This is a genomic window from Saccharospirillaceae bacterium (assembly GCA_022448365.1).
GTDB lineage: Bacteria > Pseudomonadota > Gammaproteobacteria > Pseudomonadales > Oceanobacteraceae > Bacterioplanoides.
Genome location: JAKVCS010000003.1, coordinates 17,298 through 36,607, shown reverse-complemented (window position 1 = coordinate 36,607; position 19,310 = coordinate 17,298). Strand labels below are relative to the sequence as shown.

The following is a 19,310-nucleotide window of genomic DNA, read 5'->3' as shown; positions in this document are numbered from 1 at the left end:
AAGCCCCTGCGCCTCTTCAGGGCGCTGGCTTTTTATCGCCACGCACCATCAGATCCGTTTCAGAGGCGGCAACGCATCCAGCAACAGCTGACCGTATCGATGTGACAACAATCTCTTGTCGAGCATACTCACACGACCATGGTCGTCTTCCTTACGAATCAGTCGCCCACAAGCCTGCACTAATCTGACAGAGGCTGCTGGCAGGGTAAGATCCATAAATGGATTACGCCCCCTGCTCTCAAGCCACTCACTGGTTGCCGCCAGAATCGGATCATCCGGAACTCCGAATGGTATTTTCACAATAACCACATGAGTTACGTAATCACCGGGCAAGTCAATCCCCTCGGCGAAACTGGCAAGACCAAAAATTACATTACCAGTACCGTTATCAATACGTTCTTTATGCCTTCTGACAATTTCGGTCTTAGGCAGGAAACCCTGACATAACAGGTTGTCGTACCAGTCGGATATAAAGTAATCCCGGGTAGCTTCAAGCTGCGCACGCGAACTGAAAAGAATTAACGAACCCTTAGTGAGATCAATGTTTGTCTTCAGCCATTGTTCGACATCCGATTGAAACTGATCACTCTTTGGGTCAGATGCCAGATTGACCGTTTCAAGCTGACCCAACTCTGGGTAATTGAAAGGCGACACAACACGTTGATAATTCGCCCAATCGGGCAAGCCCGTTTCAAATGTCAGATTATTAAAGCTGTTGAGCGCCGTCAGAGTCGCAGATGTGAGTACAGCGCCGTAACAACGCCACCAGAGGTTTTTTCTCAACTGCGCTGCAACAGAAATCGGCGACGCTGAGATGCGAATATCCCAATCATCACCGTAAGGTGTTCGTGACAACCAGCGAGCAACCGGGAGTTCGCCCTCTTTATCTTCTGCTGACAGCCAGGAAACGGCTTCAGATAGCTGTTCAGCTCGCGCATACATAATGCCCATAGGCGCTTGCCAGCTTTCTGCGATATCGCGGGAAAAATCACCGTCGCCTTTCGGATCAAGCGACTTTTGCAACGCATCCGTCAACTTTTCCAGACACAAAAGCAACGGCTGTAACGGCTCTTTAATGTTGGCCATGAGTTGCCGCAAGTTGTCGGGCATCTGACCAAATTCAAACCTCAGCCTCTCCTGCTCACCGAGTAACTCCATCACCAGCGGCCACACCAGACTCATGGTCTGAATAATCTCCCGGATCTGGGACGGTGCCTCTCCAAGGGAGTGCAGCATTGAATGCGGAATACCCCCGGCAGCGACAAACTGTTCTAAACCCTTTTCAAGCTGTGTCAGCCACTTTCTCTGTGCCCGGACACCAATCTCCAAGCGAAAGTGATTGAGTGCCTTATCCGCAAGGTGATGACCTTCATCAAGAACATAGATTGTTTTTTCCGGTGCAGGCAATACAGCTCCGCCACCCAGCGACAAGTCGGATAGAACTAAATCATGGTTAGCAACAATAACATCGGCATCTTCCATCGCCTTACGTGCTTTAAAGAACGAACAATTATCAAAATGCTGACATCGACGGTTAGAACATTCACGGTGCGTTGCCGTCAGGTGACTCCATTGACCATTTTCAATTTCATCCGGCCAGCGGTCGCGATCACCATCCCAATCACCCTTGCCATAAGCCAGCAACATCGCTTCGTACAGTTCTTTATCCTGTTCTTCAGGCGACTGCTCAAACAAATCCACTGTGGTTGATAACAAACCGGATAACTGTTGCAGTGACTTATCAAGTTTAAGAAGACACAGGTAACGACCTCGTCCTTTCGCCAAAGCAAAATTAAAAGGTAACGATATATTTTTCTTTAAATTTGGCAGGTCTTTGTCAAGGATCTGTTCCTGTAGCGCAACCGTTGCGGTCGATACCAGCAACTTCTTTTCTCTTTCGATCGCTATTGGCAGGGCAGCCAATAAATAGGCGAGTGTCTTACCCGTACCAGTGCCCGCTTCAACAACACAGATACCCTGATCATTCTCACGCTGACCCTTATCATCCTCACGCACGGCGCCCAGAGTCTTCGCAACCTCGGCAATCATTACACGCTGTCCGTACCTCGGCTTTAAATCCAGGGTTTTAATCAATTCACGGTATAACCCCTGAATGCGCTCTTTGGTTTCTTTTTGCAACATATCAGTCGATTGCCTGCCAACCGCGATTTCGTTTTACCGGTAAGCTCCAGCCATCAATTTCAACCACGATACCGCTCGGCGTTATCTCACTGAGCGTTAAACCAGGTGCGATATAATCGCCCTCCTGCCAATCATGGCCGTTCATACTAACGCTGCGCTTATCAGCTACTGAGCTGTAAATGTGGCCGGTTATGATCAGATCAGGGACTTTCTTAAGTACATTCAACGGCGGCAATTGTCGCTGACTTCGCTGAACCCGCTGACTAACCACATCTTCCGATTTGTTGTCAGGCAGAATTTTTTCTGACCGCTTTTTTAGGACTGGCGGATGTTGCGCGGCTGATTGTGGCTCTCCCACAGAACCAGAAACATTGTGGTTGTGTTCAACTGACTGCCTTTCTGCCCGCGATTGATCCCCACCGGATGATTGTCTAGCGGGCATGACATCAACGTATTCTGGCTTTTCCGCATTAGCTTCAGCCCTGAAGCTTACAACGTCATCACCTTCGGAGAGCTGGCTGCTTTCTGGCAAATACCAATACGCAATGATTGCGGAAATCAGCAGAGCCATGACCATTCCGACAAAGAGCCCTGGCAACAATGATGACGCTTGCTTGGCAGAGTCACCGTCGAGCCAGCCGGATACCGATGGTTGTGATTGACCATGGTGCTGACGCTGCTGCTCCGACTTTTTCAGTGCTTCAAGAATATACGACATTACTGCACGCTCTCCGTCGCAGCTACCTGCATTGCCTGGAGTGCCAAGAGGGTTTTTGGTCCAATCATCTGATCTGGTTTCAGACCATGATTGGTTTGGAATTCTGCGACCAGGCGCGCTAACAGCGGATCATACAAGTTAGCCATATTCGCCGGAGTATCTTTTCCAACGGGTGAAATAATCTTCCAGCCTGCCTGATCAGCTCCCGACAATCTGTCACGAACCCACGCGACGACCTCGGAACTTTGGCCAGGTTTAATAACACCGGTATAACCAGCCGGTGGCGACCACAGTACCAAAGACCGGCCGAGATAATCATAATCACCAGCACTGAAGGTGCTTGCCGTAATCCAACGCTCATGTCCTGATATGACGTCACGAACATAAATCATGGCAGGCAATGAAGCGGACTGAATATCACTAAGCGGCCATCCCGCCCAGAGACAGCGCAAAGAAGACCTCTCCAGTTGCGCACAACTGTCCGTCTCAACACCGTAGACCCTGGCAAGCGAGGCAACCGGCGTGTTAACGGATTCTGCTGATTCCTCAACCAGTGGCCATGACAGATATTGAGATGCAAACCAGATTCCCAACACCAGTGCACTGCTACCAACACTCCAACCAAGCCAGTTGATTGCCTTGGCGGAAGAACGGTGCAGCGCAACCGGCTTCAGTTCATCAATCGCTCGCTTCACTGTTTTTCTATCCGGTGCAGCTTTACCCTGCGAGTAGGTACCCAATAATGCACGATCCGCAACGCTGTTGATCAACCTCGGAACACCTTGTGTTGTTTGCCATATGAGACGCGATAATGATTCGGCGAATAGCGCGTTGTTTACAGCACCGCTGTATGCCAGCCGATGGGACAGGTAACGAAAACACTCGTCACTGGTCAGATGGTTAAGGTGGTAACGGGCTGTGATCCGCTGACTCAACTGGCGTAATTCGTACCGGGCCAGCAGCTCATTGAGTTCGGGCTGTCCAACCAGAATAACCGTCAGCAGTTTTTCCGTACTGGTTTCCAGGTTTGTTAACAAACGAACCTGCTCTAACAGTGGCACAGGCATTGACTGAGCTTCGTCAATCAGACAAATGACTTTTTCACCCTGAGCATACATATCCAACAGCGCGTCATTCAGCGTTCGATACAACACTTTCAAACTTGCATCTGACGGGTAATGAATCTCCAGCTCTTCACAGATCGATTGAAGCAGCTCAAGCGGTGATAACTGGGGATTAAATATATAAGCAAGCCGGGTATTTTCGGGTAATTGTTCAATAAAGGCCCGGCATACCGTTGTCTTACCAGTGCCGACTTCACCAGTAAGACACACCAGACCACCGGATCCGGCAAAGGCATAATGCAGATGCGCCAGGGCTTCCTGGTGCGCCCGGGTGGGGTACAAAAAATCGGGATCGGGCGCAATACTGAATGGAAAGCGTGTCAGGCCGAAGTGTTCAAGATACATGGAATGTTTGCTATGCCGGGTCAGCAGGCATAATACCGGAATTTATTATCGGGCGCAGGCCCGATGAACACTCGCATAAGATCGATAAATCACCAACGCCAATGCAGCGCTAAATTAACATCGACATCACGAGCCTTCGAAGCTTTCGACTGATCCGAAGCCAGCGTCAGCCGATGCCACTCAGATTGCCATCGAAGACCCAGTTGTCGCGTTGAATAGGCATCAACGTAAAACTGCCCGAACCCGGTGTCCCAGCCCTTCCCGACACCCAGCCGGCGGTATTTTTCATGAATATAGACGGCGGCATCGATACTTAGCGGTTGGTAAGACAACCGGGCCTGAACCGTCATCGGTATTGAAGTTAAATAATAATCCAGTCCAGAACGACCACTGGCACTGCCCTGCGCATTACAGATCGGATTGGCAGGTGAGTTGAACTCAATACACCCACGGGTGAAGGTCGCCGCATCAAATTCGAGTCGGTTCCAGATATCGGCCAGTTGATACCGAAGAAGAAATTCAGGGCTAAATGTTACCTGGCCGGACAATGACAGACTTACTCCCTGACCATTTTTATGGTCGTCTTCGTACTCAAGGATCTTATCTTCGTCAAAGTAATAATCGAGCAATGCAGATGCATTAAGATCCGATTCCTCATTACCACTTTCAGCAAACCCTTTTAAGCTGCCAAATTGATACCGATCGATATCATAAACAGAGATCCTGGGCTCCATCGCCCAACCACCGGCAAACTCAAAGTGCTTGCCGAAGGAAAAGCCACTGGCACGAAACGACTTTGCTTCGAGGTCAACATCACCGGCACTGACACCTCCGCCTTTCTCCAGCGAGTTGAAGAACCGTGATGTTTGTTCTGAAAAAGACAAGTAATAGTACCAGCGCCGATCCCGACTGAAACGCCAACCATTCACTGCAAAACCATAGACGCTCGTCAGGTTGGCGAAGGCATATTCCCCTGGCTGAAATGCTCCATCCCAGCCCGATATCATATCCTCAATGGCTACAGGGTCGGAGCTGGCAACCAAATCTGCTTCCATAAATACAGATCCGGTGGCCGATACCGCTTGATTACCGGGCGCCAGCGCCAAACACATCAAAACAGCAGCGACTTTTTTACTACCAGCGATCATCACTTACCGAGAATAACGAAGTCACCGTTGATGAAGCGAGCAACGTAGACATCGTCGCGTTCCTCACGAACAACCCCCAGCAGCGCCCCCTTAAAACCAATATAGGCAAGCGCATCACAACGGATGACGCCCTGATCCCGGTTTGCGGCACCGCACGCTTTCACATCGGTATTCGCTTGAGTCCGCTCGTAATCGACTTTGCTTGTGGCAAACAAGCCAACGCTTTCCGCTGCATCTTTGCCCGCCAGTACCACGCCCCCACGGAAAATCAAAAGAGTGCCGATTTCCTCAATACTCAGGTCATTACCCGATCCAAAACCTGCGCGATAGGCGACGAATAAACTCTGAGCATCCGTGCCAGTTGGCACCACATCAACCAGGTATTGGTACTTATAACCAAATGTGATTGCAAAATCGTACAGGTTATCGGCCAGGACTTTTGCTTTAATGTCGGCGATCAACGGTCCAACACTTTCCTCTTCTTGCCCGGTATCCCGATTGTAAGTCTCAGCTGCCAGCCGGAGTGATAGGCTATCGACGCCGTATCGTATCTGGGAAACCAATGCGCCGTTGAGAGTCACAGCATTCGATTCATCAAGAGGTAACGGTTCAATAACCTCAACATATTCCTGAGTTTCCTCATTCAACCTGACAACAGGCGCGACCGGCAACCGCACCTGATAGAGCCCTCTACTTGGCACCGTATAAGTATTTCGCTGTAAAGCGAGCGCAAGTGAGCTGATATTCGGCTCTCCTGATACCGCGGTCTTTTCATCACACGTTTCTTTTTCGTCGTCACCAACCCCTGTGGTAACCACCGTACCATTGCCGTTTTCATCGACATTGATCGCACATCGTTGCAGATAGAACTGATCAGACTGATCGACCATTGGAATCAACCGGTTGCGATACCCGATTGAAACATTGTCATTGTCTGTCAGTACCACAAAGTCGACATAACTGATATTCCCGGAATAGTCTGCGTCGTCGAAATCTTCATTACCAACCCGATAACGAAACAACCCCTCACTGATGTTGATCACCCGTCCTGGTAGCAACATCCACTGACTCCGCGTTAATGTGTCAACAGCATCACCGGCATTCATAGCAAACTTGGGTAAAAAACTACCGCGCCCATTAATAGAATAGATTTCAGGCAGTAATTTTTGCGCGAGTTGCTCAATCTGAATGCTCTGCTGACCAGCCGGCAACGCTTGTAAACGTCGGACGGGCTGACTACAGACATTAACCGCTGGAGTGTCCGGAGCACTTATATCGAGAGAGCACGCCTCAATATCAAACTGATTCGCTTCATCGGCAACAAGGTGCAATCGATAACGAGTACCGGATGCCACACTGCCATCACCATTGAGTAATTGAAGGTCGAGATAATCGACAGATTGGGAATCAACAACCTCATTACCTACAAAATAACGAAATACTGAATCCTCCTCGCTAACCACATCAAAACCCGGTCTGACCTGCAGAAATTCTTCCAGCTGCGGCCATTTATTTTGTGGGTAGTAATTACTCCATTCCGCCGAATTGAGCGTCAGAATTCCCTCTGTTTTATCTCTGATTTCCTCGTCAGCGCCTGGATTAATGATGTCGCCCTCAGCGAGACCACGATAACTGATGCGTTTGAGGTTATAGCGCATCTCGCTGCTTTCGATAATGGGATCAGTGATACCCACCAACTCAGCTTCAAACAGCTGCGTCAAATCGTAACTGCGTTCTACACCACTGGATTGGACACGCACACTCGGCCACACCAGCTTCAATGTAAGCGGTTCTGCTACTGCAAAAGGTACAGGAGTGGCCAGAGCATTTTCATACTCTAATTCCAAATAAGGCTTAACCAGTTGTCCGGTGGAGTCGCTGCCTACATCAAAGCTGAAACTACGACTGTTTTCAGTAAGCTTACCTTCTATATAAATTCTGAAGAGATACGATTTACCCTGCGGTGGCTTCCTTGGCGTGTCTTCATCTTTTTTAAAGCTCAGATACAGAACATCATCACTCCCGGAGACCAACTTCAGCTTTTTAGACGGTCCTGGATTTCCATCGTCGTTCGTATCATCCGCAATGCCACCATTATCAGGCAACTCAATTTCTTCGATCGTCACTCGACCGCTATCTGCCAGGGGATTGCTCGGATCAGGCGACCCGTTTAACGCGGAAGCGTAATAGTCGACAGCATCACGAACAGTTCTGAATCCTGCCATTAAGTCCGGTCCGGCAAGATTCAGCGCCTGATCAAGATCATCCCAGTAGCGCTCCATATGGCGACGATATTCAAAATCAATAAAGCTGGGAAGACAATCTGCAGCATCAGAGTCTGAGCCGGTGCAAGTGGAAGGATCTGAACCATCAAAATTAATAAGACGCTTGTTAAGGTCATCGATAAACCATTTTGCATTGGCGATGGAATCGATCTCGGACTGTGCAGAAGCATTCAGTGTTGGAACCGGATGGGATGTATAAACCCCTTCATCCGCCTGCTCAATAACAGCGCGCGCGGCAACAATATCCGCCAAAACGGCATCTGCAACACTGGGCACCTGAAGGTTTCGCCCCCTCAGATAGGCAATGTTTTCCCGAAGAGCCAACTCGGCACCACGCCATATCTCATCGACAGAGATTTCTGAGCCATCATCAGGTGCCCTGAGGAGCATCTGTCCCTTATTAGCGTTAAACGAGCGAATAATATGATTCAGGAACTCTACGTAAGAAGTACCATCGGGTTTTATATACTGCAACGACGCCAACATTGCGCCATAACTAATACCCTGCTGCTGCAGCAACAGCGGTGTGTCCAATGGAACGGCAAGTTGCGACGGTGCAATCGGTCTGACTGACGTAATATCCGCCACACCAAGAAGCTGAGATATTCGCTTGTTAGCGACATCAATCGTATAACGGCTATAAATCCCTGGTTTTGCGGTATCAGGGTTATTTACACCATCATTGGTTGTGTCTATGTAGGAGGTGTATGCATAAGCATTGGCAATGTGAGTCAGCCAATTTACGTTAACCACCATGTTCGCAGCAATATCAGTAACCAGCGACCGATACTCAAACCCTTTTTCAAGGGGAATATTGCCCAAATAAGCCGTTTCTTCACAGCCTGCGACTTTTTCGCAACGAATTTTGGAATTGCCGGTGGGCGACGAGGCAATAACCACCGTCGGGGCGCCAATTTTGTCGCCTTCAATAACAACCTCAAAATAGCCATTAGGCGCTGTGGTTGTCACACGACCGACAAGCGCCTCTTTATTGTCATCCGTCAGCCCGGTTTCGGGCTGGCCCTGATTGGTTATCGAGACGGCCTGAATGGTGGTTGTAGCCATATTCGCAGCACCGGCAAAACCACTGACTTTTTCGGCTCTGGATTCTTGAAAGCTTGTTGATGAATTACCACTGCAGCCCGCAAGAGCAATTGCAGCGGTCGCTGATAATGAGATCAGACGAACGTAGTGCATAATTATTCTTCTTCAGATTTCCCTAAACTGATTTTACGGACAGCTGAGCGTTTGCCTACGCCTGCCGTCCCGTTTTACCGCCACTTTACACGCCTTAATGATAAATATGCATATTTATCAGTACTTTCCGACTTAAAACTATGTGCAACCCGGGCTTACGTGGCGTAACAACCAATATTCAGCGCCTGACACCACGCCAGGACAAAAAAACCCGGCTATTACACAATAGCCGGGTTTTTTATTCTCTTTAAAAGAGAGCTATAACCAGTTGAATTACTAAAACTTAGTTAGCAGCTTTAAACTTCAAACGATAGGCGTGCAGCAATGGCTCAGTGTAGCCACTTGGCTGCTCTTTACCCTTGAAGATCAGGTCAGATGCCGCCTGGAATGCGATGCCGTCAAAGTTAGGCGCCATGGCAATGTATGCCGGATCATTAGCGTTCTGGCCATCTACAACTTCAGCCATACGCTTCAGGCTGTCTTCAACCTGCTCCTGACTACAGATACCATGCTCTAACCAGTTGGCAACGTGCTGAGACGAGATACGCAGAGTTGCACGATCTTCCATCAGGCCTACGTTGTTGATATCCGGTACTTTAGAACAGCCAACACCGGCATCCACCCAACGAACAACATAACCAAGGATACCCTGACAGTTATTGTCAATTTCGTTCTGAATGAACTCTGGCGTCAAGGCATCAATCTGCTCCTGAGTCATCAGAGGTACGGTCAGGATGTCGTCAACGTTAGCGTGATCACGCTTCTTCAACTCTTCCTGTACCGCAAATACGTCTACCTTATGGTAATGCATTGCGTGCAGAGTGGCAGCAGTCGGAGATGGAACCCAAGCGGTGTTTGCGCCTGCTTTAGGGTGACCAATCTTCTGCTCCATCATCATCCCCATCTCATCCGGGATAGGCCACATGCCTTTACCGATTTGGGCACGGCCAGACAGAGAAGTTTCCAGGCCGGTGTCGACGTTCCAGTCCTCGTAAGCGTTGATCCAGGTTTGTTGCTTCATAACGGTTTTAGCAACAAAAGGACCAGCCAACATAGACGTATGCAGCTCATCACCGGTACGATCCAGGAAGCCAGTGTTGATGAATACAACACGATCTTTCGCAGCACGGATACACTCTTTCAGGTTAACCGTAGTACGACGCTCTTCGTCCATGATGCCCATCTTCATGGTGAAGCGCGGCAGTTCCAGTGCGTCTTCGATACGACCGAACAGTTCGTTGGCGAAAGCCACTTCCTCAGGACCGTGCATCTTAGGCTTAACGATGTTTACAGAACCGGTAGTTGAGTTCTTAAACGGTGCATTACCTTTCAGATCGTGCATTGCAATCATGGTGGTCATCATGCCATCCATGATGCCTTCCGGTACTTCAGAACCGTCAGCCAGCAGGATCGCAGGGTTAGTCATTAAATGACCCACGTTACGAACGAACAGCATAGAACGGCCTTTCACAGTGAACGTTTCACCGTCTAAACCGGTGTATTCACGGTCAGCGTTCATGGTACGGGTGAAAGTTTTGCCGCCTTTAGACACTTCCTCAGCCAGGTCGCCTTTCATCAGACCTAACCAGTTGCCGTAAGTAACTACTTTGTCAGCGCCATCAACACACGCAACGGAGTCTTCACAGTCCATAATGGTGGTCAGTGCAGATTCCATCAGTACATCTTTAACGCCAGCCGCGTCAGTAGAGCCAATCGGGCTTGACGCATCGATCTGAATTTCGAAACGCAGGCCGTTGTTTTTCAGCAGGATGCCGGTCGGAGCCGATGCATCACCGGTGTAACCTTGCAGTTGTGCTTCGTCCTTCAGACCAGTCACAGAACCGTCTTTCAGTGTTACAACCAGCTTGCCACCTTCGATAGCGTATTTTGTGCTGTCAGCCTGATTGCCAGCGGCCAGCGGTGCAGCTTCGTTCAGGAAGTCACGAGCATAAGCGATGACCTTATCGCCACGCACCTGGTTGTAACCAGGACCCTTCTCAGCGCCACCTTCTTCAGAGATGGCCTTGGTGCCGTACAGTGCATCGTACAGAGAACCCCAACGCGCATTGGAAGCGTTCAATGCGAAACGCGCATTCATGATTGGCACAACCAGCTGAGGACCCGCCATTTGAGCGATTTCTGGCTCAACATTGGCCGTCGTTGCAGCGAAGTCTTCACCCTCTGGCAACAGGTAGCCGATTTCCTGCAGAAAGGATTTGTACTCAGGGAAGTTCAGAGGCTGACCTTTACGCTCAGTGTGATAAGCGTCGATCTTAGCTTGCAGATCATCACGCTTAGCCAGCAGCGCTTTGTTCTTCGGTGCCAGTTCGTTAGCGATCTTGTCGAACTCAGCCCAGAATTTCTCAGCGTCAACGCCAGTTCCTGGAATCGCTTTGTCGTTGATGAAATCGTACAGCTCCTGAGCGACCTGGATGCCACCCTTCTGAACGTATGCAGTCATGATTAAGCCTCAATTTTTTAGTGGATTCTCACAACAGAACCCGGATCCATAAAGCTGCCTGCGGATAAGCGCTCAGTAGGCGTGCACTTTGGCCGGCAGCTGAATAATTAGTTGCCGCAGTATACCTATCGGCGCTCTCATCTCCTATAAGCAGCATCAATGTCGAAGATAAGGCGCATAAATACGAACTATACACAATTAAATTTCTGACACTTCCCTACGTTTTTCCGTTTTGCTGACCTCGATTTTAATCATATACAATACTTATACATAGCTTATGCATTAAATATACAAGCACCGGAGGTGTGGTATGGCCAAGAAGCAACAAGCTGATCCCATCGAGCGTCAGAAACTGCTTGAGGAAGACATAAAACGGTTTCTCAAAGCTGGCGGAAAAATACAAAAGATAGAGGAGGGCATTACGGGTGAAAAACACCCATGGTTAAAAGGTCGTAAAACCGACAGGCCATGCACTGTGGTCAATCTCCCGAACCACATTGCTCCAGGCCAATTTATTTGATGAAGCGCTGATTGCAATCGAGCACGCCAACGGGGTACCTTCCACTATTTGGACTCAGGTTCCCCTGATTAATGCAAGAAATCACAACTCTCGTTCTGTCATCCGGGCGCTCAGCTGTCGAACTGGCCCTCTTCGTTTTATTGCCAATTATGATCGTGATGCTCAGCCTCATGCGCTGGCTGGAAGCAAACGGTATGCTACAGAAAATAGTGACGATCCTTACCCCAGTACTCCGTCCATTCGGTCTCAACGGCATGGGCATTTTCGCCATGATTCAGGTACTTATGGTGAGCTTTGCTGCGCCTATCGCGACTCTTGCAATGATGGCCAGAGGCGGTGCCTCAGACAGGCACATCGCTGCAACATTCGCGATGGTTCTGGCATTGGCACAAGCCAATGTCGTATTTCCAATGGCCTCAATAGGCCTTAATATCCCAGCCACGATGGCGATTGCGATCGCGGGAGGACTTATTGCTTCCAGTGTTACGTTTTACCTGTTCGGTAAAAATCTCAACGACTCGGAAACACTGGCAGCTGAACTGCAACAACAGAGCGACGGGAGAGACAATTTACTGGTCGTTATTCGCAAAGCCGGTCAGGACGCGTGGGACATCGCCATGGGCGCCCTGCCTCTTCTCGTGGTCGCCTTGGTTGCGGTCAAGTTATTTACTCTGACAGGGGCAATCCAATGGATCGAACAACTTATCAGCCCTTTGCTATCGATATTGGGCTATCCCTCTGAAACATTAATCCTTGCAATTACCAAATACGTTGCTGGCGGTACGGCAATGATGGGGCTTGCGGTTGAAAGTTTTAACCAGGGGATCATCGACCACCGCGACGTCAATCTCCTTGCTGGTCTGTTACTGTGCCCCCTCGATGTTGCTGGTGTCGCAATTTTAATCGCCGCCGGGAAACGGGTTTCTGCGGTTGCCCGACCTGCCATATATGGCGCCCTGCTCGGCATTGTCTTCCGGGTGATTTGTCATACACTACTGTTTGCCTGACAACACAAAAGCAACAAAAAAGCCGCAACGATGTGCGGCTTTTCAACCATCCGGACCTTGTCTTACATCAAAGTCTGGAACTCCCCGTTAACAAAGCGAACAACCCAAATATCGTTCTCTTTGCGAATACGACCATACACAACACCGCGATAATTGATCGGAATAATCGCATCCTCCAAAGTGCTGGTGTTTGGGAACTCAGCCTGATTAGCCGTGACGCAGCGTTCGTATTGACCATCATTATTGGTGATGAATTTGTAAGGCAACTGGATTGAGTTATTGGCATTTTGTACAGCAGCAACAATTTCTGCAGGTTGCGGGTCATCGCTATCGCCTTCCACGTTCAGACTCAGACCATCCTGGAAGATGGCAACACTGCCAGAATCTGCCAGTTCGTTAGTTGTGTTATAAACCACCGATATCCGATCAAGACCTGAACCAATCGCGGTTGACACATTACCTGCCGTGTCACGCTCGTAGTCGTGGGACAACACGGCCGTCACCTGATAGCGCTCTTTGGTGGTCAGCGTTAGCGACACATCGAGTAGTGTGTTTGGATCTTCGCTTTCTGAGGTATTGTCATCCAACATGACCTCAGCAGCAAAACGCATGGTGTTGAGACCGAGAACCGCTTGCTCATAGAGCGTACCGCTGAGTTCGGCACCGGAGTCATCAAGAGCATCCAGCTTCAAACATTGGTTACTGTCTTGAGAGGCGGGCCAGGTTACGAAGTATGTACCTCTGTTAGCCACCTGAATGCGAGAGAAGACACCGATTTCCCAAAGGTCATTGAGCGACTGCTGAACATTGCGTGCACCAAGTATTCGCTGCTTGGGATCGCAACTTTTGACGCTGCGGCCGGCGCTATCCAAGGTTAAAGTACAACGCTCAAAATCGTGAATCGTAACGGTATCGCCTGTGTCACCATCACTGTCGAGATCACGACTATCGGTAATCGTGCGCTCCTGATGGAAGCGGTAGCGGTAAGAATCAGCTAATGGCACAACAAAGTCGAAATACTCAGCTTGCTGGCCCGACACTGTTTCAGTACCAAACTGATAACTTACCAGACCGGCCTGAGTGTTACCCTTGGGATAGGCAGGATTGGTACGCTCTTCAAGAAAACCACTGAATGGGGCGAATGTTGTCTCCGGATAAAACTCATCTGCGTTGTTCGATCGAGCAGACACAACCAGTTCGGTTATCTCATCGTCAACACTATCTTCGCCATCAATTTTATCGGAGATACGCCCACTCAAAGCCACACTTTGAATGTTATAACGACGTTCGTCGTTAGCATCATCTGGATTTTTCACACCAAAATAGAACTGAGAGTAGGTGCCCTCCACTTCTACTTCATCGTCCTCGCCCTTGTTGGCGTAGAAATTAAAATCGGCCCAGCGCAGTTCATAAGCCAACTCCTCTGCAGCGGGTTGTATCGCAGCAACGGAATCGGCGTAATAAATTCGAATCCCTGAAGGTGAAATTATGTCGGCCTTGGTGTCAGTGTCTTCATAGGTATGCTCCAGTGTAAAAGTCACACCACCAATCTGATACGTGCCCTTAATCAACAGATCAATTGCCTGAGACGAAACCGGATCGGTAATGCTGTCCGTCAGGTTAATATCAGCAATGGCCTGACTGACCGTCACTTCACCGGAATTGATGGTTAAGACATTGTTACTGAAATCGGCTGCAGTCAACCACTCCCAGCCTTCCTCACCATCATGGGTCGTGCAATTCCCTTCTAAACACTCGATGTAAAGTTGTTTGGTTTTTACAAAAGCATCGACAATTTTGTTGAAACTGTCCTGATGTTCATCGCCAACGGCTTTTAGCTTGTCACGATAATCTTCCAGGCGCTTTTTAAATGCCTCACCACCGTTAAAAAAGTCGGCCTGATTATCCCGCAAATTTTGTAAAAACTTCTTACTGCGTTCAATCCCCAGCTGCATATCCGCAGCCACACTCTCTCCCAACAAAGAGGAAAGGGAGCCGGGATTAATTTGAGTTGGCATCCCGGCATTTTCACGGAAACTGGCGATATTTCCTGCGAGAGCCAGTACCGTTTCATTAACTGCTGCTTTCACATCAGCGTTGTTTACAGGTGCTTTTTCAAGATTGTTCTTGGCTGATTCATAAAGACTATCAAGCGCAATGCTGTAACCCGCGAGGCTACCCGACTGCAACATTTGACCATTATTGGTCACCAGCTCTTTAGCAATTTTAGTGGCTAATGGCTCTGCAGAGGGATTGGCTTGTAGCGCATCCAGATTCATTTTTTGCCAGGCCGCGAGTAAGGCACCATACCTGACCGACACTGCCAAACTGCAATTAGATGGCACACTGAGCGCATCAAGACGTGTCAGATCCGCTGGGGCACAGCTCTGAATATCATCAACGCCCATCAATTGATTTACCTGAGATACAGACTGAACAACCGAATATGGCGAGTGGAATCCGGTTGTATCCCAAACACCAGTCCGACTGCCACTGGTTTCCTGATAAGTTTCTACAAACACGCGCTGCATTGCTAACTCAGCAGCCAGTTCAGTAAACGGGGTTACATAGATGTTCTCGTTGTTACCCAGGTCATATGCGACCGCCCGCCATGACATATCGCCTGGCGCATAGCGACTGCCAAACTCGATGCCGTTACAACCATCCACCAACTGACACTTGCGTGACGTGGCATTAACATCACGAGATGAATCGGCGACACGGCTGACTAATTGAAACTGATGTACTTCATCGTTCGGAATACTGACTCTGGCCTCGCCGTTTTCAGCCGCCGCCACAGCAACCACATTTGGCTGCTGTTCAAAATCCGTACTTGGCAATCCGGATTCACCGATAACCTGAGAACGAATCAGACCATAAGCAATGTCGCCTTGGTTAGAATGTACCGTCACTGTCGCATTGCTGCTTGAACCGGAGTTGTTATCGTTATCACTGCACCCGGCAACACTCGCCAAAACCACTGACACCACAACTGGCGCCAAAGTAAATCTGTTCATAGACCCCTGAACCATCTGGTAACCGGTCAGAGCCACAAGCTCCGGACCACAAAATTTTGATCGGCTATCATAACAGGGTTTAAAGCTGGGTGTTTGGTAAGGATTAGTAAATCCCTGTTTTCAATGCGCACTGCAAACCGTGCAGCCTGACGGCTTTTTCGCTAGAATGCCCGCCGCTTTCCGGAGGCCTTATGCAATTATTTGTTGATCAATTAACCAATGTCGATTTCAGCTACCTGGATGCCAATCGTGGCATGGTGGGTGAGACCTGGTGGGCATCTGCCCTGCTTGATGGCGTACTCGACGATCAGGGAATGATTTGTGACTTTGGCGTCGTTAAAAAGGTACTGCGTAACTGGCTGGATGATGATATTGATCACCGCTTATTACTCCCCACTCAGAGTTCACAGCTGCAATACACGCTGAATGCCGACCGGATAGATTTAACCTGGGAATACGGCGACGGAAAGACTCTGCGCATGAAGGCACCACGTCAGGCGGTTGCATTGGTCGACGCCAAAGAAATTACCGCGGCATCTCTGGCCCAGTGGTGTCGGGAGCAGTTGCGTCCTTTCTTCCCGGTCAATGTCGAGCAACTGAACCTGAGTTTTGAGCCAGAAGCCATCAGTGGTGACTACTACCATTACAGCCACGGTCTGAAGAAGCACGACGGCAACTGCCAGCGCATTGCCCATGGCCATCGCTCACGCATCAAACTCTTTCTCAACGGACAGCGTTCACAACAGCTGGAGCAATATTGGTCGCAGCAATGGGCCGATATTTATCTGGGCAGCACAGAAGACATCGTCAGCCAAAAAGACGGTGTTATTCACTATCGATATCAGGCGCAACAAGGCGAATTCGAGCTGTGGATGCCGGAATCCCAATGCTACCTGATGACAACAGACACTACGGTTGAATTTATTGCCAGCCACCTGGCTGCAGCAATCAAATTACAACACCCGAGTGCGGCTGTTAAAGCTCAGGCATTCGAAGGCGTGAATAAAGGCGCGATTGCCCTGGCTTAAAAACACCAGACTAATCGGTCAATGGCTGTCAGCATAAGCAGCGCCATCCTGTTCCATATTCTGGCGCAGCTTACGCTGCCCGGCGATAAAGACAACCGCTGCCACCGGTAGCAACCACCACAACCACTCCGCCATGGAATCGGCATATTGCTTACCAAACACATAAGCCACAGCATATATTACCGTCGCCCACACCCAAATTGAGACGACGTTAGCGATTGTGAACGTCCATCCTGGAACCTTTGCCAAGCCACAAGCAATATATCCAAAGGTCCGTAACCCCGGCATGCACCGTATCAGTGCCAATTGATGCCAGGGCGCTCGCTGGAGCGGCCTGATCTGACGCTGAATCATGTCGTGCTGAAAACGCTTTGCCAACCAGGGTGAGAAGTGAGCGGCACGGCCAAATAAATACAGCGCACTATCACCAATAAACATGCCGATACAAGTTGCCCCGAAGGCAACTTCCGGCGACAGCTTTCCACTGGCCGCCAGCAGTGCAGCACCGATGATTGCAAGGTCCTCCAGCATAAAGGTTGAAATAATGACAATCAGAATCAACCAGGCTGGATGATCGTAATAAGTTAATAGGGATTCAAGCATGTGTTAATTGTCGCTATTGAAGGTTGTATCGAAATTAGCACGCCATTTTAACTTTTCCGTGTGACAAATTGACGACCAAGAATTTTCCCGTAATTGCTGAGTTTGAGACAAAAATCCGTTAGAATCTTGCGCCTTTTCATTCACAGCCTCGTCGAGAGTACGTATGTCCACCCCACTGGAACTGTCTGCGTTAACAGCAATTTCTCCAATTGATGGTCGCTACGGCAGCAAAACTGCTGCACTGCGTCCGATTTTTTCTGAATACGGTCTGATCCGTGCCCGTGTTGAAGTTGAAATCCGCTGGTTACAGCGCCTGGCTGCGCACGAAGCCATTTCCGAAGTGCCCGCTTTCAGCACCGACACTCAAGCTCAACTGGACGCCATCGTTAGCGATTTTAGCGAGGCAGACGCTCAGCGTATCAAAGACATCGAAGCGACAACCAACCACGATGTAAAAGCGGTTGAGTACTTTATTAAAGAAAAATTCGCAGGCAATGACGAGCTGAACAAGGTGAACGAATTTGTTCACTTCGCTTGCACCTCAGAAGACATCAACAATCTGTCTCACGCTATCATGCTGCGTGCCGGTCGTGATGATGTTCTGTTACCGGCCATGCAAGATATTGCTAACGCCATTCGCGCCCTGGCACACGACTACGCAGAATTGCCAATGTTGTCTCGCACCCATGGCCAAACCGCATCTCCCTCAACTCTGGGCAAAGAGATGGCGAACGTGGTTGCTCGCCTGGAGCGTCAGATCAAACAGATCGAAGGCGTTCAGATGCTGGGCAAAATCAACGGTGCTGTCGGCAACTATAACGCTCACATCTCGGCCTACCCGGATATTGACTGGCAAGCCAATGCTGAAGAGTTCGTTACCTCTTTAGGCATTAACTGGAACCCGTACACGACTCAGATCGAACCTCACGATTATATCGCTGAACTGTTTGATGCAATTGCTCGCTTCAACACCATCCTGATCGACTTCGATCGTGATATCTGGGCTTACATTTCTAACGGTTACTTCAAACAGAAGACGATTGCCGGAGAAGTGGGTTCCTCGACCATGCCACACAAGGTTAACCCGATTGATTTCGAAAACTCTGAGGGTAACCTGGGACTGGCGAACGCTGTTCTGGCTCATATGGCTCAGAAGCTGCCTGTTTCTCGCTGGCAGCGGGATCTGACTGACTCCACCGTGCTTCGTAATATGGGTGTTGGTGCTGGCTACAGTCTGATTGCATATGCCGCTACCATGAAAGGCATCAGCAAGCTGGAAGTTAATGAGCAGCGCCTGGCCGAAGATCTCAATAACGCCTGGGAAGTATTGGCAGAACCGATACAAACGGTTATGCGTCGTTACGGCATCGAACAGCCATACGAAAAGCTGAAAGCGTTCACTCGTGGCAAAGCCATTACGCAGGACGCAATGGGCGAGTTTATTGCCAGCCTCGAACTGCCACAAGCCGTGAAAGACGAGCTGAATGCCATGACACCAGCGGCTTACATTGGTAATGCTGCGGCTCAGGCAAAAGCCGTTTAAGTATTTGCCTCTGAACCACCGAAAGCCCTGATTCGTCAGGGCTTTTTTATTGAGATAACCCCTGACTATCAACTGGCCATGCGTTGTACCATCGGATCTTTAGTCCTTCAACAGACTCAGACACCCGAGCAACCCTCATGGTGCCGCGTTAGAACAATCAACCAGCTGTTAG

Annotated in this window: 12 protein-coding genes; 4 read left to right on the top strand and 8 right to left on the bottom strand. The window is 49.4% G+C overall.

The window, feature by feature from the left end; translation table 11 throughout:
- Positions 1 to 48: 48 nt before the first annotated feature.
- From dinG to MK185_03780, 6 genes are all read right to left on the bottom strand, one after another.
- Positions 49 to 2,142: an ATP-dependent DNA helicase DinG gene (gene dinG / locus MK185_03805; GenBank protein ID MCH2039739.1), complete on the bottom strand. Its 2,094-nt coding sequence runs from the start codon at positions 2,140 to 2,142 to the stop codon at positions 49 to 51.
- A 1-nt stretch (position 2,143) separates the two neighbouring features.
- Entirely contained in the window at positions 2,144 to 2,860 is a 717-nt protein-coding gene (locus MK185_03800) for a general secretion pathway protein GspB (GenBank protein ID MCH2039738.1), read from the bottom strand.
- On the bottom strand, positions 2,860 to 4,329 hold the full coding sequence (locus tag MK185_03795; protein MCH2039737.1) for an AAA family ATPase: 1,470 nt from the start codon (positions 4,327 to 4,329) through the stop codon (positions 2,860 to 2,862). The genes MK185_03800 and MK185_03795 overlap by 1 nt, the downstream gene beginning before the upstream one ends.
- 89 nt (positions 4,330 to 4,418) lie before the next feature.
- Positions 4,419 to 5,477, bottom strand: coding sequence for a hypothetical protein (locus MK185_03790; protein MCH2039736.1), 1,059 nt, complete (start codon positions 5,475 to 5,477; stop codon positions 4,419 to 4,421).
- On the bottom strand, positions 5,477 to 8,959 hold the full coding sequence (locus MK185_03785; protein ID MCH2039735.1) for a hypothetical protein: 3,483 nt from the start codon (positions 8,957 to 8,959) through the stop codon (positions 5,477 to 5,479). Before MK185_03785 ends, MK185_03790 begins: the two co-directional genes overlap by 1 nt.
- 283 nt (positions 8,960 to 9,242) lie before the next feature.
- The gene (locus MK185_03780; protein MCH2039734.1) at positions 9,243 to 11,420 is read right to left on the bottom strand and encodes a malate synthase G; all 2,178 of its coding nucleotides are present in this window, start codon (positions 11,418 to 11,420) and stop codon (positions 9,243 to 9,245) included.
- A 310-nt stretch (positions 11,421 to 11,730) separates the two neighbouring features.
- Here MK185_03780 and MK185_03775 point away from each other — a divergent pair, with 310 nt between their 5' ends.
- Together MK185_03775 and MK185_03770 are read left to right on the top strand one after the other, a co-directional pair.
- A complete protein-coding gene (locus MK185_03775; protein MCH2039733.1) occupies positions 11,731 to 11,940 on the top strand; it encodes a hypothetical protein in 210 nt (69 codons plus the stop codon).
- Between the two features lie 71 nt (positions 11,941 to 12,011).
- Positions 12,012 to 12,947 (top strand): nucleoside recognition family protein, encoded by a 936-nt coding sequence (locus MK185_03770; protein ID MCH2039732.1) that lies wholly within the window; start codon positions 12,012 to 12,014, stop codon positions 12,945 to 12,947.
- Positions 12,948 to 13,009: 62 nt separating this feature from the next.
- Here the strand turns inward: MK185_03770 and MK185_03765 are convergent, their stop codons facing one another.
- A complete protein-coding gene (locus tag MK185_03765; protein MCH2039731.1) occupies positions 13,010 to 15,964 on the bottom strand; it encodes a hypothetical protein in 2,955 nt (984 codons plus the stop codon).
- Positions 15,965 to 16,155: 191 nt separating this feature from the next.
- Between MK185_03765 and MK185_03760 the strand changes: the two genes are divergently transcribed.
- A complete protein-coding gene (locus MK185_03760) occupies positions 16,156 to 16,992 on the top strand; it encodes a 6-carboxytetrahydropterin synthase (GenBank protein MCH2039730.1) in 837 nt (278 codons plus the stop codon).
- Positions 16,993 to 17,010: 18 nt separating this feature from the next.
- On the opposite strand, the gene MK185_03755 is transcribed toward MK185_03760, so the two are convergent.
- Entirely contained in the window at positions 17,011 to 17,595 is a 585-nt protein-coding gene (locus MK185_03755; protein MCH2039729.1) for a VTT domain-containing protein, read from the bottom strand.
- A gap of 175 nt (positions 17,596 to 17,770) precedes the next feature.
- Here MK185_03755 and purB point away from each other — a divergent pair, with 175 nt between their 5' ends.
- Entirely contained in the window at positions 17,771 to 19,138 is a 1,368-nt protein-coding gene (gene purB, locus MK185_03750) for an adenylosuccinate lyase (protein ID MCH2039728.1), read from the top strand.
- Positions 19,139 to 19,310 lie beyond the last annotated feature (172 nt).